Below are 21,144 nucleotides of genomic sequence, written 5' to 3' on the forward strand. Positions count from 1 at the left end.
CGCCGCCAAACGCTCAAAACGCACAGGGTGGATGGGAGAAGCGGGCGGGAGCGCGATCGGCGGTCAGCGGTCGATCCAGCTCTGTCATGCGACGCCTCCTGGGGATCGATCCGGGTACCGGATGTCGCGCTTACGATCCGAGCGTGAAGGACTCGACCTACCAGTGGTTGCCAGACCGGCACCTCGGTGTGGCGGCGACGCTTGCGCATGCTGACGAGATCATCGGCCGGCTCACGGACGTCCTGTACGAGTATCAACGCCAGCCGGACGGGATCATCGTGCTGCGCGAAGAGCCCGCCGGAGACCACAGTCGAACCGTCGTCGATCGCGTCGCGCCGATGCCGCGCAAGATCCCGCTCCTGGTCGCCGACGCCCTCGTCGCGCTCCGCGCGGCGCTCGAGCACGCGCTGTTCGCCGAGGTCGAGTTCATGGAGGGCGCGCCGCTCGAGGAGAGAGCGGCCAGGCTCGTCGACATCCCGGCCGCGGAGAACTTCGACGCCTTCGCCGAGTGGACCAGGAAGAAGGCCAAGAACGGACCGGCGTCGCTGCAGGCCGGCACGGAACTTGTCCGGCGGCTGGAGCAGTTGCAGCCGTTCCAGCGCACGACGGATCCTGCACAGCACCCGCTGGCGAGGCTCGTACTCCACACCAACCACGCGAAGCACCGCACGCCGGCGGTCACCGCGGTGCGGCTCGTCACGATGTACCGCGATGATGAGACGCCGCGGTCGCTGCGCGACGTCGCGCAGCGCCCCGAGGAGCCGCTGCGGGTCGACGACGTCATCGCCGAGACGCCGATGGGCGAGCGCGTGCCGGTGACGCTCTTCCCATCAATCGGCCTGAACCGGCCCGGCACCGACCGTTGGCCGGTCCTCATGACAGAGCTCGCTGAGATCGCCGACTGGGTAAGGGCCCAGGCCGTCCCTCGTCTCATCACCGGAGCCGAGCCGATGGAGCCGGCCCTGCCCGCGCACTACGAAATCGCGGTTGGTCATGCAGACGAGCGCCGAGCGCTCATCGACGGTTCGATGACTACCTCCGAGATGAAGTACAAGGAGCGGCTTGGTGCCACATCGGCTCGGATGGACGTCCCCGAGTGGCTCAGTCAGATGGATGGCGCTCCTCAAGCACCGCAGGTCAGCCAGTGGCTCGATCAGCTCTCCGACGCCGAGGTGCTCGAACGGGTGGGCAGGCTGACTCCGTCGATCGATCACGACACTGGCATCATGCGCCGGAACGTGGAGGTGCTGGAGGCTCTGAGGGACGAAGCAGCGGCATTCGCGGAGCGTTCGGAGGGCTGATCGAGCCGAAGCGCCTGACGTGGGTGCTATCGGCTCAATCACCGGTGAGGTGCTCGTGGGGGTGCCGCCTGAGCCGCGAGCCGACCCAGCGGGTACAGCTGGCCGCGCCATTCGGAGGATGGCGACGATCCGATCGACCTGCGCCGGGGAAAGGGGCGGCGCGCCGAGTGCTTTAGAAGCTCCCGCTCTTTGGAGGTCCTTGAGCACCGATGGCGGTACTGGACGGTGCCCACTGCGGGACCGGGGTGAGAGGGCACCAACGAGTCGGGGTGCGTTCGCGATCGGGCGGGCGAGCACTTCGGACGGCGCTCGCGCCACGGGCGCGTCGCGGGCCGTATCCTCGCGCGTCAACTCTCGGAACGTGGCGGACTCGATTCCCGGGTTCGCGGTCATGCGCCGTGGCGGTGGTCTCTCATGCGATCCGATCAAGTAGCGCAGGCGAGTCCGAACGGGCCGTGTGAGCGGAGACCCGGCGCACTGTCGATGTGACTCATCGTCCGTGGACCGATAGTCAGCGTAGCGAAACGCTTGAGACATGACTATCCCCGAGCATCGCCGTGCCTTCGGCGGTCGACTCCGGGAACTGCGCCACGAGGGAGGTTGGGCGTCTCAGGAGGAGTTCGCCCACCACGTCGAACTCGATCGGACGTACATCAGTGGTCTCGAGCGCGGCGTTCGCAACCCCACCCTCGATGTCATCGTGAAGCTTGCCCGGGGGCTCGATGTGGCCCCGGCGGAGTTGCTGTCGACCGTGGAGAATTAGCCAGCTGTCACGTCCCCGTGCCCACTCGATTCGGGACACGGTTCATCGCCATCGTGCTGGCACTGGAGCTGTCCGAGCCGACCGGCGGCTGGCTGGCTGGCGGGCGCACGAGGAGAGGCAAGGCCCCGGTTGTTCGGGGGCGGATCCGCCTCAACTACCGCGATGGAAGCACGTCGTCTTAGATGCTTCACGTAGTGCGCGGTAGTGCTGTTTCGCGCCGCGGTCCAGGTTTCTGACCTGGGGTTTTGTGCGGATGGAGGGCTCGGCATCGCCGTCGGACGGTCAGATTGTGCCGAATGGGGCTATCGCAGCACGTTGCAGTACGTGCTGCGCTCGCTCGTCGCCTGAGGCGGAGGCGCAGCGCAGGGTGAGGGCCGAGGTACGGGGCGCTCGCCCGTAGCAGAACAGCAGGCTCGGGCGACCTCGAGGATCGCCTGACGAGCCCCGCACCGACGGCGCCCCGTCCCTCCCGCGCGGAGGGGCGGGGCGCCGTCGTCAGTCACGGTGTGACAGCGGGCAGCGGGGCAGTGACGTGCGAGAGGACCGCTGCCACGACGGCGGGGTCGTCGAGCACCCTGCTGTGGCCGAGGCCCTGGGTGGTGAGGAGCGTGCTGCCCGGCACGGCCGCGTGCAGGAGCGGTGCGCCCGCGGGCAGCGACATGCGGTCGTCGTCGTCCTGGACGAAGAGGGTCGCCACCCGCTCCGAGACCGGGTGCGCGAGAAGGTCGATCCGGGAGCGGACGTCGCGCACGTCGCCCGGGAAGGTGCGCTCGACGTGGTCGCAGAACCGCTCGTGCAGCCCGGCGGGCAGCCCGACGAGTCGCAGGAACGACTCGGCGATCGCATCGAAACCCGTCATCGCGGCGACAGCGACGAAGCGGTCGACGGGCAGGCCGTCGGCCAGGGCGAGCCCGGCCGCGAGGGCGCCCAGGGAGTGGCCGACGACGGCGGTGAAGGGGCCCTCGGTGTCGTGGACGGCGCGGATCGCGGCCATCTGGTCGAGCGCGGACATCCGTCGGCCGGTGGAGTCACCGTGTGCCACGCCGTCGAACGCCACGACGCCCAGGCCGGCGTCCTCGAGGGGGCCGACGAGCCGCGCGAACCGCGAGGCCCGGCTCTTCCAGCCGTGCACGAGGAGCACGGTGGGCGCCCGGCGGTCGCCCCAGCGGTACGTGACGACCCGCTCCCCGCCGACGTCGAGCGCCCGGCGCTCGGCGCGCCCGTGGACGGCGCGGTCGGCGGGCCGGACCACGGCGGGCGGGCCGACGTGCCAGAACGCCCGGGCGGCGACCCGGACCGCGAGCGGGGGAGAGGCGGCGGACAGCGCGCGCAGGCCGATGCTGACGGGGGCGGGGACGTAGGGCACGACGACCTCCGGGCAAGAGACGAGAAATATGTACGAACGTTCGCACAGTAACACTGTACGAACGGTCGTACACTCATCTCGTGACTACCGAGACTCCGACCACCCCCTCAGGCAGCGCGGCCAGGACCCCGACGGACGCCCCGGGCGACGCGACGGCCGACGGTCGACGCCTCCGCGGCGACCGCTCGCGCCGCGCCGTCCTCGACCTCGCCGTCCAGGACGCCTCGGTCCGAGGGCTCGAGGCCCTCACGCTCGGCTCGCTCGCCGCGCGGCTGCCCGTCAACAAGAGCGGTATCGCGGGACTGTTCGGCGGCAAGGAAGGGCTCCAGCTCGCCGCCGTCGAGCACGCCCGGGGGATGTTCGTCGACGCCGTGGTCGTCCCCGCCCGGGAGGCGCCGCCCGGCCTGGCCCGGCTGTGGTCGCTCGTGCGGTGCTGGTCGGACTACTCCCGCCGACGGGTCTTCGCGGGCGGCTGCTTCTTCCGCACCGTCGAGGTCGAGTTCGACACGCAGGACGGCGCCGTGCGCGACGCGGTCGTCGCAGCCCACCGCGACTGGACGTCCTACCTGCGTCGGCACGCCGAGCTGGCCGTGGGGGCGGGGGAGCTCGCAGAGGGCACCGACGTCGACCAGCTCGCCTTCGAGATCACCGCGATGCTCAACGCCGCCAACGACGGCTCGCTGCTGCTCGGCGAGGACGCCGTCTACGACCGGGCGCTCGCCGCCGTGCGGGGCGCGCTCGCGGCCCGCGGGGCCGACCCTGCGGCGCTCGCCGCCGGCTGACGGTCAGCGCGACGACGGGCCGCCGCCGTCGCGGGCCCGCAGCCCGTGGGTGCCGGCGGTGAGCGTGGCGTACGACGCGGCGACGAGCTCCTCGAGGACGCCGAGGTCCACCTGGGCGAGGTCCTTGAGGTAGAGGCAGCCCACGCCCGTGGTGTGCGGGCCCAGTCGGGCGAGGTCGTCGGCGTGCGCCTCGACGCCGTCGGAGAGGTAGACGACCGACGCCGTCGCCCGCGGGGAGAAGCCGGCCGCGGCGGCGTGGCCCGTGCGCCCGCTGGCGTAGACGTACCGGTACTCGCCGAACCCCACGATCGACGGGCCGAACATGCGCGCGGGCTGCCCGGTGGCGCGTTCCATGAGCCCCAGCAGGGTCTCCGCGTCCCGCCGGCGCGCGGGGCGCGCGACGGCGGCGACGAACGCGCGCGGGTCGGCGTCGGTCCAGGTGGTCTTCTGCACGTCACGGGCCATGCCCCGAGTCTGCCCCAGCGGTTCCGTCCGTCGGGCCGTCCGCCGCACCAGGCGCCCCGTCCGCCGCTCAGGCGGCGCCGTCGAGCAGCGCCGCCAGGGCGTGCCGGCCGATCGGCACCAGCCGTGGGTGCAGCTCGGGGTGCGCGAGCATGTTCGTCGCGTACAGCAGCGACCAGCCCGCGGCGCGCGCCCACGTCTCCTCGTCCCAGCCGCGGCCGCCGTCGGCCAGGGCCTGGATCTCGGCCCGGCACGCGGCCCGGCCCGGCGCGTCGAAGCACAGCCACAGCGACCCCAGGTCGGACGCGGGGTCACCGCGGGTGACGTCGCCCCAGTCGACGACGGCGGCCAGCCGGTCGGGCCGGCCGCCCTCGCCGGGCGCCACGACGAGGTTCGCGGGGTGCGGGTCGCCGTGCAGCCACACGGACGGGCCGTCGAACGCGGGGACGTCCAGCGCGCGCTCCCAGACGCGGCGGGCCGCCGCGCGGGCCTCCGGCGGGACCGGCGCCAGGCGCTCGTCGAGGACGGCGGGCTCGCGCGCCTCGGCACGATCGCTCAGCGGGACGCCGCGCACGGGGTTGGGCGGCGCGTCGTCGGGGGCGGGCACGTGGACGGCGGCGAGGAGGCGGCCGAACGCGTCCGCCCAGGCGGTGCGGGCGGCCACGGGCGTCGCCTCCGCGCTCACGCCGTCCGCCCACGGCACGACGTTCCAGGGCCACGGGTAGCCGAGGGCCGCGCTCGGCCGCCCGACGCGCACCGGCGCGGGCACGACGACGCCGGGCGCGGCCGCCCGCAGCCGACCGGCCAGGACGGGCAGGGCGCGCTGCTCGTGCTCGACGAGAGGCGCCGCCAGCGCGCGGCGGGGCAGCCGGACCGCCAGGTCGTCGCCGAGGCGCACCATGACGTTGTCCCAGCCGTGGGCGACGATCTCCAGCGGGCGGTCGGCCAGGTCGGGGTGCTGCTCGGCGAGCAGGGCGCGGGTCAGGGGGACGTCGACGTCGATCTCGGCGGCAGGCACCCGGGCATCATCCCAGGGGACGGCGCCGGTGCAGCTGCCGGTGGCAGCTCAGAGCTCGCGCTCGCGGCCGTGGTCCCATGCCTCGGTCCAGCCGAGGCGGTCGAACGCGGCGTCGAGGATGCCCGCGGTGAAGCCCCACACGAGGTGCGGCACGCCGTCGCCGTCGATCACCTCGAACCCCGGCCCGCGCCAGGTGCGGCCGGCGCGCCGCAGCACGGTCGTGACGCGGTGGTCGGGGTCCAGCAGGTCGGCCACGGGGGCGCGGAACACGTGCGAGGACTCGGCGACGTCGACCACTCGCACCGGGGTGGGCCGGGCCCACCACCCGAGCACGGGCGTCACGAGGTGGTTGCTCACCGGCATCGGCAGCTGCGCCAGGGTCCCGAGCACCTCGACGCCGCCGGTGTCGAGCCCGGTCTCCTCGACGGCCTCGCGCAGGGCCGCGTCGACCGGCGTCTCGCCGTCCTCGGCACGGCCGCCGGGGAACGCGACCTGCCCGGCGTGCGAGCGCAGGGTCGCCGCGCGCTCCAGGAGCAGCACGTCGAGGTCCTGCGCGACGGCGAGGGCCTGGGCGTCGTGGTCCGCCGCGAGGTCGTCCAGCACCCCGAAGAGCACGAGGACGGCCGCGGGGCGCGCGGACGCGGCGTCCAGGTCGCCCCGCGAGAGCCCCCAGTCGGACAGGAAGGACCCGTCCGACGCCAGGGCGGCGAGCTGCGCGCGGGCAGCCGTCGGCCCTGTGCCCGTGCCGGTGCTCGTGCCGGGGCTCACCGCCGGCTCACCAGCTCGTGGCGACCGGCATGCCCTCGGCGTAGCCGGCCGCGGACTGCACGCCCACCAGCGCGCGCTCGTGGAACTCCCCGAGCGTGCGCGCACCGGCGTAGGTGCAGCTCGAGCGCAGGCCGGACGTGACCTCGTCGAGCAGGTCCTCGACGCCCGGGCGCAGCGGGTCGAGATACATCTTCCCGGTGGAGATGCCCTCCTCGTACAGGGCCTTGCGCGCGCGGGCGAAGGCGGAGCCCGCCCCGGCGGTGCGGGCGGCGACAGCGCGCGCGGACGCCATGCCGAACGAGTCCTTGTACAGGCGACCGGTGCCGTCGTCGTGCAGGTCGCCGGGTGACTCGTACGTGCCGGCGAACCACGAGCCGATCATCACCTGCGACGCGCCCGCGGCCAGCGCCAGCGCGACGTCGCGCGGGTGGCGGACGCCGCCGTCGGCCCACACGTGCTTGCCGAGCTCGCGCGCGGCGGCCGCGCACTCGAGGACGGCGGAGAACTGCGGACGCCCCACGGCGGTCTGCATGCGCGTGGTGCACATGGCGCCCGGCCCGACGCCGACCTTGAGGATGTCGGCGCCCGCGGCGACGAGGTCGCGCACGCCCGCGGCGGTCACCACGTTGCCCGCCACGACCGGCACCTGCGGGTCGACCGAGCGCACGGCCTCGAGGGCCTGCAGCATCTTCGACTGGTGTCCGTGCGCCGTGTCGACGACGAGCACGTCCACGCCGGCGTCGAGCAGCTCGCGGGTCTTGGCCGCGACGTCGCCGTTGATGCCGACGGCCGCGCCGATCCGCAGGCGGCCGGCGGCGTCGAGCGCCGGGCGGTAGACCGAGGAGCGCACGGCGCCCTTACGCGTGAGGACGCCCGCGAGGACGCCGTCGCGCACCACGGGCGCGAGGTGGATCTTCGCGGCGTGCATGCGCTCGAACGTGGCCTCGAGGCCCTCGGCCTCGAGCGACGCGGCGTCGAGCATGACGACGTCGTCGGACATGACCTGGTGCACCTGCGCGAACCGGTCGACGGCGGCGCAGTCGCCCTCGGTGACGACGCCCACGGGCTTGCCGTCGGCCACGACGACCGCCGCGCCGTGCGCGCGCTTGCCCAGCAGGGTCAGCACCGTGGAGACGGTGTCCGTGGGGGCCACGACCACGGGCGTCTCGATGACGGGGTCCTTGGACTTCACGTCGGCGACGACGTCGGCGACGACGTCGACCGGGATGTCCTGGGGGATGATCGCGATGCCGCCGCGGCGGGCGACGGTCTCGGACATCCGGCGGCCCGCGACGGCGGTCATGTTGGCGACGACCACGGGGATCGTCGTGCCGGTGCCGTCGTCGGTGGAGAGGTCGACGTCGAAGCGGCTGGTCACGTCCGAGCGGGACGGGACCATGAAGACGTCGCCGTAGGTGAGGTCGGTGGTGGGCTGCTGCCCGTCGAGAAAGCGCACAGGTGTCCCCTGAGAGGTGTGTCGGGAGAGGACGAGCTTCCTGGGTCGTCCCTCTGCCGAACGCTCGCCGGCGGTCACGTGTTCCCGTCGGCAGGGTCGAAACTACCCTCTACCTCGCCCTCGCGTGGCGGAGCGCCGTCCGCGGGACGTCCCGGACCACCGGGCGGGACCGCCTAGAGTGGTGTGGTTATGAACGGGGAGGAACGCATGAGCCTGCTGAGCACGATCGGCTCGCCCGAGGACGTCCGCCGGCTCTCGCCGGAGCAGACGACGCAGCTCGCGGCGGAGATCCGGGCCTTCCTGGTCGACCAGGTGTCGCGGACGGGCGGGCACCTGGGGCCGAACCTGGGCGTCGTCGAGCTGACGATCGCGCTGCACCGCGTCTTCGCGTCCCCGCGGGACACCCTCGTGTTCGACACGGGTCACCAGGCGTACGTGCACAAGCTCCTCACGGGCCGGCAGGACTTCTCGGCGCTGCGCAAGGCGGGCGGCATGTCCGGCTACCCCTCGCGCGCCGAGTCCGAGCACGACGTCGTCGAGAACTCGCACGCGTCGACCGCGCTGTCGTGGGCCGACGGCGTGGCCAAGGCCAACGCCGTGCAGGGGCACCCCGAGCGGCACGTCGCCGCCGTCATCGGCGACGGCGCGCTCACCGGGGGCATGGCCTGGGAGGCGCTGAACAACATCGCGGCCTCGCAGGACCGCCGCCTCGTCATCGTCGTCAACGACAACGGGCGCTCCTACTCGCCGACCATCGGCGGCGTGGCGAACCACCTCGACACCCTGCGCACCACGCGCGGGTACGAGGCCTTCCTGTCGTGGGGCAAGCGCACCCTGCACCGCACGGGCGCGCCCGGGCGCTTCGCCTACGACTGGCTGCACGGGCTCAAGAAGGGCATCAAGGACGTCGTCGCCCCGCAGGGCATGTTCGAGGACCTCGGGCTGAAGTACGTCGGCCCGGTCGACGGGCACGACGTCGCGGCGATGGAGCAGGCGCTGCGCCGGGCCAAGTCCTACGGCGGTCCGGTGATCGTGCACGCCATCACCGAGAAGGGCCGCGGTTACACCCCCGCCGAGCGGGACGTCGCGGACCGGTTCCACGCCGTCGGCCAGATCCACCCCGAGACAGGCCTGCCCGTCGCGCCCTCGCGGTTCGGCTGGACCAAGGTCTTCGCCGACGAGATCGTCAAGATCGGCCGCGACCGGCCCGACGTCGTCGCCATCACCGCGGCGATGCTGCACCCCGTGGGTCTGGCGCCGTTCGCCCAGGAGTTCCCGGACCGCACCTTCGACGTCGGCATCGCCGAGCAGCACGCCGCGACCTCGGCGGCAGGCATGGCGTTCGCCGGTCTGCACCCGGTGGTCGCCGTCTACGCCACCTTCCTCAACCGCGCCTTCGACCAGGTGCTCATGGACGCCGCCCTGCACCGGGCGGGCGTGACGTTCGTGCTCGACCGGGCCGGCATCACCGGGGACGACGGCGCCAGCCACAACGGCATGTGGGACATGGCGATGCTGCGCATCGTCCCCGGCCTGCGCCTGGCCGCGCCGCGCGACGAGCCCACCCTGCGCACGGCCCTGCGCGCGGCGGTGGACGTCGACGACGCGCCCACGGTCGTGCGCTACCCCAAGGGCGCGCTCGCCGACGCCATCCCGGCGCTCGAGGAGCTCGACGGCGTGGACGTCGTCGCGCGCCACGTGCCCGGTGCGGGCAGCGCGGGTGACGGGCGCAAGGTGCTCGTCGTGGGCGTCGGGTCGATGGTGGGCACGGCACTCGCGGCGGGCGAGTCGCTCGCGGCGCACGGCCTCGCGGTCGACGTCGTCGCGCCCACCTGGGTGCTGCCGGTTCCCGAGACCCTGGTGAAGCTCGCCGGCGAGCACGACCTCGTGCTGACGATCGAGGACGGCGTCGTCGACGGAGGCGTCGGCGCCATGACCGCCCAGCGGGCGGGGGAGCAGGGCGTGCGCACGCCGTTCGTGCACGTCGGGCTGCCGGTGGCGTTCCTCGACCACGCCAGCCGCGACCAGATCATCGGACAGCAGCGGATGCGGGCGGAGGACGCCGTCCGCGACGCGCTCGCGGCGCTCGCGCGCGACTGACGCGAGACGGGCGGTCGCCGGGCGGCCGGGCGCCGCTAACCTCGCGCTCATGATCTGGCTCCTGGACCTCGACAACACGCTGGTGGGCCGCACGGAGGCGTTCGTGTCGTGGGCGTCGGGCGAGCTCGACGCCGCAGGCGGCACGGCCGACGACCTCGCCGAGATCGTCGCGGTCGACGAGGACGGCCATGGGTCCAAGGAGGCTCTCGCGCGGCTGCTGATCGCCCGGCTCGGGTGGGACGACGACGTCCCGGCTGCGATCGACCGGTTCCGGGAAGGGATCGTCGCCGGCGTGCGGCCCTACGACGGCGTGCTCTTCGCGCTCGACGTGCTGCGTGGCGCCGGGCACCCGGTGGCGATCGTCACCAACGGGACGTCTGCTCAGCAGCGCGCCAAGATCGCTCGGTGCGGGTTGGAGGGCCACGTGGACGCGGTCGTCGTGTCGGGGGAGGAGGGATTCACGAAGCCCGATCCCCGCCTGCTCGAGGTGGCGCTCGAGCGGCTCGGCAGGTCAGACGTCGACCGGCGTCAGGTCTGGATGGTCGGCGACGCCGCCCACGCGGACGTGGCTGCGGGCCGTGCGGCCGGCACGCGCACGGCGTGGGTCTCCCATGGCCGGTCGTGGGCCGGTACGGACCGCCCCGACGTCGTCGCCGCGACCACGCGCGAGGCGCTCGCCCTCGCGGCCTCCCCGCCCGGGGCCGTCCTCGACTGAACCGACAGTCACCTTCGAGCACGGGATCCGTATCGCCAACCGGCCGGATGGCGATACGGATCCCGTGCTCGAAGGTGTCTGCGACGTCACAGCCCCACGACCTGGCTTGTGAAAGGCTTCACGAATAGGCTGTGGTCATACCTCAGAAGGAGGGGGCTCCTATGACCACCGACGCGGCACCCACCACGACCACCGCCTGGACGGGCTTCACCCCGGGACCCTGGTGCGACGGCATCGACGTGCGCGACTTCATCCAGCGCAACTACACCCCGTACACCGGCGACGACGCGTTCCTCGCGGGGCCGACGGCGCGCACCACCGCGGTGTGGGAGAAGCTGTCGGCGATGTTCCCGGCCGAGCGCGAGAAGGGCGTCTACGACGTCGACCCGCACACCCCGGCGGCGATCACCGCCCACGGGCCCGGCTACATCGACCGCGACGCCGAGCTCATCGTCGGCCTGCAGACCGACGCCCCGCTCAAGCGCGCGATCATGCCGAACGGCGGCTGGCGCATGGTCGAGGGCGCGCTGAAGACGTACGGCTACCCGGTCGACGAGACCCTCAGGACGGTGTTCACCGAGTACCGCAAGACGCACAACCAGGGCGTCTTCGACGTCTACCCGCCGAACGTCCGCGCCGCGCGCAGCTCCCACATCATCACCGGCCTGCCCGACGCGTACGGACGCGGCCGGATCATCGGCGACTACCGCCGCGTGGCCCTGTACGGCGTCGACCAGCTGGTCGCCGCGAAGAGGGTCGACAAGCTCGGCCTCGACGTCCAGCCGTTCAGCGAGACCGTGGTGCGCGAGCGGGAGGAGCACGCGGAGCAGATCCGCGCCCTCGGCGAGCTCAAGGAGATGGCCGCGTCCTACGGGTACGACATCTCCGGCCCGGCGACGACGGCCCGCGAGGCCGTGCAGTGGCTGTACTTCGGCTACCTCGCCGCGGTGAAGGAGCAGAACGGCGCCGCGATGTCGCTCGGGCGCACGTCGACGTTCCTCGACGTGTACCTCGAGCGGGACCTGCAGGCCGGGCGCCTCAGCGAGTCCGAGGCGCAGGAGATCGTCGACGACTTCGTCATCAAGCTGCGGATCGTGCGCTTCCTGCGCACCCCCGAGTACGACGCCCTCTTCTCCGGCGACCCCACCTGGGTCACCGAGACCATCGGCGGCATGGGCGAGGACGGCCGCCCGCTCGTCACCAAGAACTCGTTCCGCTTCCTGCAGACCCTGTACAACCTGGGCCCGGCCCCCGAGCCGAACATGACGGTCTTCTGGAGCCCGCGCCTGCCCGACGGGTTCAAGGAGTTCTGCGCCAAGGTGTCGATCGACACGTCCGCGGTGCAGTACGAGTCGGACGAGCAGATCCGCCCGGCCTGGGGCGACGACGCGGCGATCGCGTGCTGCGTCTCGCCGATGGCGGTCGGCAAGCAGATGCAGTTCTTCGGCGCCCGCGTGAACCTCGCCAAGGCGCTGCTGTACGCGATCAACGGCGGCAAGGACGAGGTCACCGGCAAGCAGGTCTCGCCGGCGTTCCCCGCCGTCGCCCCGGGCCTGCCGCTCGACTACGACGACGTGCGCGCCCGCTTCGACCGCACCATGGACTGGCTCGCCGAGACGTACGTCGAGGCGCTCAACTGCATCCACTGGTCGCACGACAAGTACGCGTACGAGCGGCTCGAGATGGCCCTGCACGACAGGGAGGTGCTCCGCACCATGGCCTGCGGCATCGCGGGACTGTCGGTCGCGGCGGACTCCCTGTCGGCGATCCGCTACGCCCGGGTGGTCCCGGTGGCCGACGAGAGCGGCGTCGTCGTCGACTACGAGATCGACGGCGACTACCCGGCCTACGGCAACGACGACGACCGCGTCGACGCCATCGCCGTCGAGCTGGTCGAGTCGTTCATGGCCAAGATCCGCAGCCACCCGATGTACCGCGACGCCGTGCCGACCCAGTCGGTGCTGACGATCACGTCCAACGTGGTCTACGGCAAGGCCACCGGGAACACCCCGGACGGCCGCCGCGCCGGCGAGCCCTTCTCGCCGGGCGCCAACCCGATGAACGGGCGCGACACGCACGGCATGCTCGCCTCCGCGCTCTCGGTGGCGAAGCTGCCCTACGACCAGGCGCAGGACGGCATCTCGCTGACCAACACAGTCGTGCCGTCCGGCCTCGGCCGCACCCGCGAGGAGCAGGTGGCGAACCTCGCCGGCCTGCTCGACGCCTCGGTGGGCGGCGCCGGCTATCACATGAACGTCAACGTCCTCGTGCGCGAGACGCTCGAGGACGCGATGGAGCACCCGGAGAACTACCCGCAGCTCACGATCCGCGTCTCCGGCTACGCGGTGAACTTCGTGCGGCTGACCCGCGAGCAGCAGCTGGACGTGCTGTCGCGGACCTTCCACGGGGGGCTCTGACCATGACTGCCGGCCCGGCGACGCTGGACGCCCCCTCCCGGCGCCGGGCCGGCGCCGGCCTGCGGGGGATCGAGACCGTGGACACCGAGGAGGTGGGCCGCTCCGACCGCCTGGCGCTGATGCGCTCCGGCGAGCTCGGCTCGGTGCACTCCTGGGAGCTGGTGACGGCCGTCGACGGCCCGGGGACGCGCCTCACCGTGTTCCTCAGCGGCTGCCCGCTGCGCTGCCTGTACTGCCACAACCCCGACACGCTCGCGATGAAGGACGGCGAGCCCGTCCTCGCCGAGGACCTGCTGGCGCGTGTGGCCCGCTACCGCGGCATCTTCACCGCGACCGGCGGCGGCCTCACGCTCTCCGGGGGCGAGGTGCTCATGCAGCCGGCGTTCGCCGCGCGGATCCTGCGCGGTGCGAAGGAGCTCGGGGTGCACACCACCCTCGACACCTCCGGGTTCCTCGGCGCCAACGCGACCGACGCGATGCTGGCGGACACCGACCTCGTGCTCCTCGACATCAAGTCGGGCGACGAGGAGACGTACCGGCGCGTCACCGGGCGGTCGCTCGCCCCCACGCTGCGGTTCGGGCGTCGCCTGGCCGAGCGTGGCGTCAAGGTCTGGGTGCGCTTCGTGCTGGTGCCCGGCCTCACCGACGACCCGGAGAACGTCGCGGCCCTCGCCCGGCACGCCGCCGACATCGAGGCCGTGCGGCCCGGGACCGTGGAGCGCGTCGAGGTGCTGCCCTTCCACCAGATGGCCCGCGACAAGTGGGCCGAGCTGGGCCGCGCGTACGAGCTCGACGACACCGAGCCGCCGACGCCCGAGGCGACCGAGGCCGTGCGCGACGTCTTCCGCGCCCACGGGCTGACGACGTACTGACGTCGGACGACGCCGCTCGGAGCGCGCGGCCGCGCGGCGTCGTCGCTAGCGTGGTCGGCATGACGACGACACCCGACCGTGCCGACGAGGACGCCCCGCTGCGGCCTCTCGACGAGAGCTGGACGACGGCGCTCGCGGTGGTGGCGCACCCCGACGACATGGAGTTCGGCGCCGCCGCGGCCGTCGCCCGCTGGACGGGCCAGGGCAAGCGCGTCGTCTATTCCATGGTGACCAGCGGCGAGGCCGGGATCGACGGCATGCACCCGGACGAGGCGCGCCGCGTGCGGGAGGGCGAGCAGGTCGCCTCCGCGCGCGCCGTCGGGGTCGAGGAGGTCGAGTTCCTGGGCTTCACGGACGGCGTGATCGAGTACGGGCTGCCGCTGCGTCGGGCGATCGCGGGCGCCGTCCGCCGGCACCGGCCGGAGGTCGTCATCACCGGCAACTACCGCGAGACGTTCCCGGGCGGGATGCTCAACCAGGCCGACCACGTCGCGACCGGCCGCGCCGTCGTCGACGCCGTACGCGACGCCGGCAACCGCTGGGTGTTCCCCGACCAGCTCGAGGACGACGGGCTCGAGCCGTGGGGCGGGGTACGTCAGGTGTGGGTCGCCGGATCGCCCGACGCGCAGCACGCGGTGGACGTCACCGACACCTTCGACGCCGGGGTCGCCTCGCTCCGCGCCCACGCCGCCTACCTCGACGGGCTCGGGTGGGAGCACTTCGACCCCGCCGAGTTCCTCGCCCGGATGACGTCCGCCACCGGGCCGCGGCTCGGCGTGGCGCACGCGACCCCGTTCGAGGTGCTGCGGACGGGCTGGGACGACTGACGCCGCCGGTCAGGCGTGCGTCGCCGCGACCGCCCGGTCCACCACCCGGCGCAGGTCGCCGTACCCGGCGGCGTGCCACGCGCGCTGCCTCGTCGCGCCGTCCCCGGACGACCAGAGCCGGCCGAGCAGCTCGGTGACGGCGTCCAGGTCGCCGGCGTCGACCAGCGCGTCGCGCACGTGCGCGACGAGCTGCCCGACGACGTCGTGCGCCCCGGCGGGCCGCCAGGTGTGCGGGGACAGGAGGTCGTCGGACAGGCCCGAGCGCCCGGCGCGCCAGGCGGCCGTGCGCAGCAGCTCGGTGCGCAGCACGGGGGCGGGCAGGCCCTCCGCCGCCTCCCGTGCGGCCGTCTCGACCAGGCCGCGGGCCAGCGCGCCCAGCAGGGTGGCCGTGTCCGCGTCGAGGCAGACGTCGGCGATGCGCACCTCGACCGTGGGGTAGCGCGCCGACAGCCGGGCGTCGAAGTAGACCATGTTCTGGTCGAGGATGGTGCCGGTGGCGACCAGGTCCGCGACCGCCTCGTGGTACCCCTCCGGCGATCCGAACGCCCGCGCCGGCCCCGACGTGGGCCAGCGCGCCCACACCTGCGACCGGTAGCTGGCGAAGCCGGAGTCCTCGCCCTGCCAGAACGGCGAGTTGGCGCTCAGCGCCAGCAGCACGGACAGCCAGGGTCCGATCCGGTCGAGCACGGCCACGCCCTCCGCGTCGTCGGCCACGGCGACGTGCACGTGGCAGCCGCTGGTGAGCTGCTCACGGGCCGTGAGCCCGAACTTGGCCCGCGCCTCCAGGTACCGGAGGCGGGCCACGGTGGTGCCCTCGAACGGCCACGGTGAGGTGGCCAGGGCGGCGACGCGTGCCCCGACCCGGTCCGCGGCCGACTGCGCGCGCTCGCGCCCGGCACGGATCTCGGCGGCGAGGTCCGACAGCTCGCGGCGCGGGTGCGTCGCCGTCTCGAGCTGCTCCTCCATGAACTCGGCCTCGAGCGCCCCGCCGGCCGCCTCCACGCCCGGTTCGGGAGGGCGGGGACCGCCGTCCGCTGCGTCGTCCGCCTCCTCGGACGCGTCGAGCGCCTCCGACGCCTTGGCGACCGGCCGTCCGTCGTCGCCCACCAGGAGGAACTCCTCCTCGACACCCATGGTCCGCTTCATGCGGGGCAGTCTCACACGCGTGCGTGATGGTCGCGCACCTCCGCGAGGTCGCGGGCCCGGGCGGCGGGGACGTCCGGAGTGCCGGGCCCGGCCCTCCCTCCTGTCGAGGCCGTCGTACCGCCCCTCGATATCCCCCTCGATATCCCCCTCGATATCCCCCCTCGATATCCTGGTGGCGGCACCGAGGCCGGTCGCGAAGGAGCACCCGGATGACGGTCAGAGGCAAGGACTTCGACGGCGCGCTCGACCGCGCCGTGCACCACGCGCGGGCGTGGCTCGACGACGTGGGGGAGCGGCCGGTCCCGCCGCGCGCCGACGCGGACGCCGTCGGGCGGACGCTCGCCGGGCCGCTGCCCGGTCGGGGGATCGCGCCGGCCGACGTGGTCGACGAGCTCGCCGCCCGGGTCGAGCCCGGCCTGATGGCGATCGGGTCGGGCCGGTTCTTCGGCTGGGTCATGGGCGGCACCCTGCCCGCGGCGCTGGGCGCCGACTGGCTCGTGAGCGCCTGGGACCAGAACGCCGGGATGCGGTTCTCCACGCCGGGTGTCGTCGCGGTCGAGGAGGAGGCGGGACGGTGGGTGCTCGACGCTCTCGGGCTGCCCGCCGGCTCCGACGTGGGCTTCGTGACCGGCGCGACGACGGCGAACCTCACCGGGCTGGCCGCGGCGCGCGGGGCGGTGCTCGCTCGGGCGGGGTGGGACGTCCACGAGCGGGGCCTGACGGGCGGGCCCCCGGTGCGCGTGCTGGTCGGCGCGGAGCGGCACGACTCCGTCGACCTCGCGCTGCGCTACCTCGGGCTCGGGGCCCCGACGGTGGTGGCGGCCGACGACCAGGGCCGGCTGCGCACGGACGCCCTGGCGGCCGCGCTCGCCGAGGTGCCGCCGGGTGCTCCGACGATCGTGGCGCTGCAGGCCGGCAACGTGCACTCCGGGTCCTTCGACCCCTTCGCGGAGGCGATCCCGCTCGCGCACGACCACGGCGCCTGGGTGCACGTCGACGGCGCGTTCGGCCTCTGGGCGGGGGCGGCGCCGGGGCTCGCCCACCTCGTGCAGGGGATCGGGGGCGCCGACTCCTGGGCGACCGACGCGCACAAGACGCTGAACGTGCCGTACGACTGCGGCGTCGCCGTCGTGGCCGATCCCGCCGCCGTCCGCGCGGCGTTCGGCGTGCACACGGCGTACCTCGTGGACGCGCCCGGCCCGGGCAACCCCTACGACAAGGCGCCCGAGCTCTCGCGGCGCGCCCGCGGCGTGCCCACCTGGGCCGCGCTGCGCTCGCTGGGGCGGGAGGGGCTGGCCGGGCTCGTCGGAGGGCTGGCGGAGCACGCCCGGGCGATCGCCGAGGGCGTCGCGCGCCTCGACGGCGTGCGCGTGGTCAACGACGTCGTCTACACGCAGGTGTGCCTCGCGCTCGACGACGACGCCCGGACGCGCGCGGCCGGCGAGCGGCTCCTCGCCGACGGCGACACATGGATCTCCGGCTCCCGGTGGCGTGGCCGGGACGTCCTGCGGGTCTCGGTGAGCAACTGGTCCACGGACGAGGACGACGTCGCGAGGACGGTCGAGGCGGTCCGGCGCGCCGTCCGGGGCCCGGCGTAGACGACGGGCCGCGCCGCAGGGCGGCGCACGCACCGGTGGCCCGGTCCCGACGAGGGACCGGGCCAGCGGTGCGTCATGAGCCGTGCGGCTCGGGTCTCCGAGGAGGGCGTGTCAGGCGACGGCCTCGGGGACGTTGGCGACGCCGTCGGGCAGGATCCGCCGGCCCAGGACCTTCGCCGAGTACCCGGCGCGGTCGAGGTACGGCGTGATGCCGCCCGTGTGGAAGCCCCACCCGGCGCCGAGGATCATGCACAGGTCGATCTGCTGCGGCCCGGCGACCACGCCCTCGTCGAGCATGTGGCCGATCTCGACCGTGAGCGCGGTGAGCACGGAGTCGAGCACGCCCGCGGCGTCGAGGACGGGGGTGCCGTGGCGCCCCTGCTCGCCCGCCGGGAGGGCCTCGCCGAACACGGCCTGGATCGATGGGTCGACCGGCTTGGGCAGGCCGGGCGCCGGCCGGTCGAGCACGACGCGCGTGCCGTCGGCGACGAGCTTCTCCAGGCCGGGGGAGGTCGGGAAGCGGTCGCCCAGGTCCTCGCGCAGCGAGGTGAGCACGTGCAGGCCGACCGCGGGGCCGACGAGGTCGAAGAGCTCGAACGTGGGCATCGGGAAGCCGAGCGGCGCGAGGGCCGTGTCGGCCACCTCGACGGACGTGCCGTTCTCGATGGCCTCGACGACCTTGCCCATGACGAGCACGAGGAGGCGGTTGACGACGAAGCCGGGCCGGTCGGCGACGAGCACCGCCGTCTTGCGCAGCTTCTTCGTGACGGCGAACGCGGTGGCGAGCGCCTCGTCCGAGGTCTTCTGGGCCTTGACGACCTCGACCAGCGGCATCTGGGCCACCGGGTTGAAGAAGTGGATGCCCACGACCCGCTCGGGGTGCTGGAGGTCGGCCGCCATCTCCGTGACGGACAGCGCGGAGGTGTTCGTCGCGAGGATCGTGTCCTCGGAGACGATGCTCTCGAGCTCGGCGAAGACCTTCTTCTTGAGGCCCATGACCTCGGTGACCGCCTCGACGACCACGTCGCACGACGCGAACTCGCCGATCTCGGTGGTCCCGGAGACGCTCGCGACGATGCGCGCGGCGGCCTCGGGCGTCATCCGCCCGCGGCCGACGAGCTTCTCGACGGTGGAGCGGACGAAGCCGAGGCCCTTGTCCACCCGCTCCTGGTCCAGGTCGCGCATGACGACGGGCACGCCGAGGCGCTGCGCGACGAGCAGGGCGATCTGCGCGGCCATGAGGCCGGCGCCGACGATGCCGACGCGGGTGACCGGGCGGGCCAGGCTCTTGTCCGGGGCGCCGACGGGCTTCTTACCGCCCGAGACGAGCTGGAAGGCGTAGACGCTCGCGCGCATCTCGTCGGACATGATGAGGTCGGCCAGCGCCTGGTCCTCGGCCGCGAAGGCCTCCTCGCGGGTGGCCGTGCGGGCCGCCGCGAGCAGGTCCAGGGCGCGGTACGGCGCCGGGCGCGAGCCGGCGACGACGGCGTCGAGCCGCTGGCGCGTGGCCGCGACGACGGCGTCCCACACCGGCTGCGGGTCGAGCTCGCGGCGCGGCACCTCGACCTCGCCGCGCAGGACGCGCGAGGCCCACAGGATCGACTGCTCGAGGAAGTCGGCCGCCTCGAAGAGCTGGTCCACGAGGCCGATCCGGGCGGCCTCGGCCGCCTTGAACGGCTTCTGCGTCGCCGGGCGCGTGAGGATGACGTCGACGGCCTTCTCGATGCCCACGAGGCGCGGCACGAGGTAGGCGCCGCCCCACCCGGGGATGAGGCCGAGGCCGGTCTCGGGCAGGCCGAGCGCGGGCGCGTCGGACGCCACGGTGCGGTAGTCGCAGTTGAGCGCGACCTCGAGGCCGCCGCCGAGCGCGAGCCCGTTGACGAACGCGAAGGTCGGCACGCCCATGGTGTGCAGCAGCTCGTAGGCGGCGTGGCCGGAGCGGCCCAGCTCGAGCGCCTGCTCGTGCGAGGTGACGGTGGAGACCTGCAGCAGGTCCGCGCCCGCGGCGAGGAAGTACGGCTTGCCGGTGACGGCGACGGCGGCGATCTCGCCGCGGCCCGCGCGCTCGGCCAGCGCGGTCAGGGCGGCGGTGAGCTCGGCCATGCCCTCGGGGCCCAGGGTGTTGGGCTTGGTGTGGTCGAGGCCGTTGTCGAGCGTGACGAGCGCGAGGGTGCCCGCGCCGTCCGGGAGCTCGACGTCCCGGACGAGGGAGTGCGTGACGCGCTCGGCGCGGACGCCGGCGGTGGAGTTGTCGGTCATGCGGTCAGTTCTCCTCGTCCGTCGCGGTGGTCGCGGTGGTGTGGCCGGAGTAGTCGGCGTGGTGCGGGTTCTCCCAGATCACGGTGCCGCCCTGCCCGAGGCCCACGCACATGGTGGTGATGCCGTACCGGACCTCGGGGTGCTGCGCGAACTGGTGCGCGAGCTGCGTCATGAGGCGCACGCCCGAGCTGGCCAGCGGGTGGCCCATGGCGATGGCGCCGCCGTACGGGTTGACGCGCTCGTCGTCGTCGGCGATGCCGTAGTGGTCGAGGAAGCTCAGCACCTGCACGGCGAAGGCCTCGTTGATCTCGAACAGGCCGATGTCGTCGATGGACAGACCGGCCTGGGCGAGCGCGCGGTCGGTGGCAGGGACCGGGCCGTAGCCCATGATCGACGGGTCGACGCCGGCGAACGCGGAGGAGACCAGGCGCATGGCGACCGGCAGGCCGAGCTCCGCAGCGGTGTCGCCCGAGGCGAGGAGGGCGGCCGTGGCGCCGTCGGTCAGCGGGGAGGCGTTGCCCGCGGTGACGCGGCCGCCGGGGCGGAACGGCGTCTTGAGGTTCGCGATGCCCTCGACGGTGGTGCCGGGTCGCGGCAGCTCGTCGGCGGTGGCGAGGCCCCAGCCCTGCTCGGCGGAGCGGACGGCGACCGGCACGAGCTCCGGCCCCACGTCGCCGTTCGCCAGCGCCTTGGCGTACTTGGCCTGGCTGTTCACGGCGTAGGTGTCCGCGCGCTTCTTGGTGAGGTGCGGGAACTTGTCGTGCAGGTTCTCGGCCGTGACGCCCATGTTGAGCGCCTCGGGGTCCACGAGCTTCTCGGACAGGAAGCGCGGGTTCGGGTCGGCGTCGAAGCCCATCGGGTGACGGCCCATGTGCTCCACGCCGCCCGCGATCACGACGTCGGCGCTGCCGGTCGCGATGCCGGCGGCGGTCGTCGTGACGGCGGTCATGGCGCCCGCGCACATGCGGTCGATGGCGAAGCCGGGGACGGTCTGGGGGAGGCCGGCGAGCATCCCCACGGTGCGGCCGAGGGTCAGGCCCTGGTCGCCCTGCTGCGTGGTGGCGGCGATGGCCACCTCGTCCACGCGCTCGCCCGGCAGCTCGGGGTGACGGCGCAGCAGCTCGCGGACCGCCTTGACGATCAGGTCGTCGGCGCGGGTCTCCGCGTAGAGGCCGTCGGGCCGGGCCTTGCCGAACGGCGTGCGCACGCCCTCGACGAAGACGACGTCGCGCAGCGCGCGGCGGGCCGGGTTCCGTGTGGTCATGGAAGCTCCATCCGCAGGCGGGGGTCGGGA

The 21,144-nt window shown here is 73.7% G+C and carries 17 protein-coding genes; 9 read left to right on the plus strand and 8 right to left on the minus strand.

The window, feature by feature from the left end; all coding sequences use genetic code 11:
* Positions 1–143 precede the first annotated feature (143 nt).
* Together ABZ493_RS08115 and ABZ493_RS08120 are read left to right on the plus strand one after the other, a co-directional pair.
* Entirely contained in the window at positions 144–1,301 is a 1,158-nt protein-coding gene (locus tag ABZ493_RS08115) for a hypothetical protein (RefSeq protein WP_430581659.1), read from the plus strand.
* Between the two features lie 535 nt (positions 1,302–1,836).
* A complete protein-coding gene (locus ABZ493_RS08120) occupies positions 1,837–2,064 on the plus strand; it encodes a helix-turn-helix transcriptional regulator (RefSeq protein ID WP_430581660.1) in 228 nt (75 codons plus the stop codon).
* A 499-nt stretch (positions 2,065–2,563) separates the two neighbouring features.
* Here ABZ493_RS08120 and ABZ493_RS08125 read toward each other — a convergent pair whose 3' ends face one another.
* Entirely contained in the window at positions 2,564–3,430 is an 867-nt protein-coding gene (locus ABZ493_RS08125; RefSeq protein ID WP_430581661.1) for an alpha/beta fold hydrolase, read from the minus strand.
* Positions 3,431–3,510: 80 nt separating this feature from the next.
* On the opposite strand from ABZ493_RS08125, the gene ABZ493_RS08130 reads away from it, so the two are divergent.
* Positions 3,511–4,212, plus strand: a complete 702-nt coding sequence (locus tag ABZ493_RS08130; protein WP_430581662.1) for a TetR/AcrR family transcriptional regulator — start codon at positions 3,511–3,513, stop codon at positions 4,210–4,212.
* A 3-nt stretch (positions 4,213–4,215) separates the two neighbouring features.
* On the opposite strand, the gene ABZ493_RS08135 is transcribed toward ABZ493_RS08130, so the two are convergent.
* The 4 genes from ABZ493_RS08135 to ABZ493_RS08150 form a co-directional block, all read right to left on the minus strand.
* Positions 4,216–4,677: a DUF1801 domain-containing protein gene (locus ABZ493_RS08135; protein WP_430581663.1), complete on the minus strand. Its 462-nt coding sequence runs from the start codon at positions 4,675–4,677 to the stop codon at positions 4,216–4,218.
* 67 nt (positions 4,678–4,744) lie between these two features.
* Positions 4,745–5,692 carry an aminoglycoside phosphotransferase family protein gene (locus ABZ493_RS08140; RefSeq protein ID WP_430581664.1) on the minus strand — a complete coding sequence of 316 codons (948 nt, stop codon included), beginning with the start codon at positions 5,690–5,692 and terminating at the stop codon, positions 4,745–4,747.
* A gap of 48 nt (positions 5,693–5,740) precedes the next feature.
* Positions 5,741–6,373, minus strand: coding sequence for a CoA pyrophosphatase (locus ABZ493_RS08145; RefSeq protein WP_430581722.1), 633 nt, complete (start codon positions 6,371–6,373; stop codon positions 5,741–5,743).
* Positions 6,374–6,467: 94 nt separating this feature from the next.
* Positions 6,468–7,916, minus strand: coding sequence for a GuaB1 family IMP dehydrogenase-related protein (locus ABZ493_RS08150; protein ID WP_430581665.1), 1,449 nt, complete (start codon positions 7,914–7,916; stop codon positions 6,468–6,470).
* A gap of 207 nt (positions 7,917–8,123) precedes the next feature.
* On the opposite strand from ABZ493_RS08150, the gene dxs reads away from it, so the two are divergent.
* The 5 genes from dxs to ABZ493_RS08175 all read left to right on the plus strand — a co-directional run bounded on the left by dxs (position 8,124) and on the right by ABZ493_RS08175 (position 14,847).
* The gene (gene dxs / locus ABZ493_RS08155; RefSeq protein ID WP_430581666.1) at positions 8,124–10,016 is read left to right on the plus strand and encodes a 1-deoxy-D-xylulose-5-phosphate synthase; all 1,893 of its coding nucleotides are present in this window, start codon (positions 8,124–8,126) and stop codon (positions 10,014–10,016) included.
* Positions 10,017–10,065: 49 nt separating this feature from the next.
* A complete protein-coding gene (locus ABZ493_RS08160; RefSeq protein ID WP_430581667.1) occupies positions 10,066–10,731 on the plus strand; it encodes an HAD family hydrolase in 666 nt (221 codons plus the stop codon).
* 161 nt (positions 10,732–10,892) lie between these two features.
* Complete coding sequence (gene pflB, locus ABZ493_RS08165; protein WP_430581668.1) at positions 10,893–13,148, plus strand: formate C-acetyltransferase; 2,256 nt, start codon at positions 10,893–10,895, stop codon at positions 13,146–13,148.
* Between the two features lie 2 nt (positions 13,149–13,150).
* Complete coding sequence (gene pflA / locus ABZ493_RS08170) at positions 13,151–14,020, plus strand: pyruvate formate-lyase-activating protein (protein ID WP_430581669.1); 870 nt, start codon at positions 13,151–13,153, stop codon at positions 14,018–14,020.
* A 59-nt stretch (positions 14,021–14,079) separates the two neighbouring features.
* Positions 14,080–14,847, plus strand: coding sequence for a PIG-L deacetylase family protein (locus ABZ493_RS08175; RefSeq protein WP_430581670.1), 768 nt, complete (start codon positions 14,080–14,082; stop codon positions 14,845–14,847).
* 9 nt (positions 14,848–14,856) lie between these two features.
* On the opposite strand, the gene ABZ493_RS08180 is transcribed toward ABZ493_RS08175, so the two are convergent.
* The gene (locus ABZ493_RS08180; RefSeq protein ID WP_430581671.1) at positions 14,857–15,993 is read right to left on the minus strand and encodes a glutamate--cysteine ligase; all 1,137 of its coding nucleotides are present in this window, start codon (positions 15,991–15,993) and stop codon (positions 14,857–14,859) included.
* 209 nt (positions 15,994–16,202) lie between these two features.
* On the opposite strand from ABZ493_RS08180, the gene ABZ493_RS08185 reads away from it, so the two are divergent.
* Positions 16,203–17,591, plus strand: a complete 1,389-nt coding sequence (locus ABZ493_RS08185; protein ID WP_430581672.1) for a pyridoxal-dependent decarboxylase — start codon at positions 16,203–16,205, stop codon at positions 17,589–17,591.
* Between the two features lie 111 nt (positions 17,592–17,702).
* On the opposite strand, the gene ABZ493_RS08190 is transcribed toward ABZ493_RS08185, so the two are convergent.
* Together ABZ493_RS08190 and ABZ493_RS08195 are read right to left on the minus strand one after the other, a co-directional pair.
* On the minus strand, positions 17,703–19,850 hold the full coding sequence (locus ABZ493_RS08190) for a 3-hydroxyacyl-CoA dehydrogenase NAD-binding domain-containing protein (RefSeq protein ID WP_430581673.1): 2,148 nt from the start codon (positions 19,848–19,850) through the stop codon (positions 17,703–17,705).
* Positions 19,851–19,854: 4 nt separating this feature from the next.
* Entirely contained in the window at positions 19,855–21,114 is a 1,260-nt protein-coding gene (locus ABZ493_RS08195) for a thiolase family protein (protein ID WP_430581674.1), read from the minus strand.
* Between the last annotated feature and the right edge of the window lie 30 nt (positions 21,115–21,144).

This window comes from Isoptericola sp. NPDC019482, assembly GCF_040632295.1.
In the GTDB taxonomy this organism is placed as follows: Bacteria; Actinomycetota; Actinomycetes; order Actinomycetales; family Cellulomonadaceae; genus Isoptericola.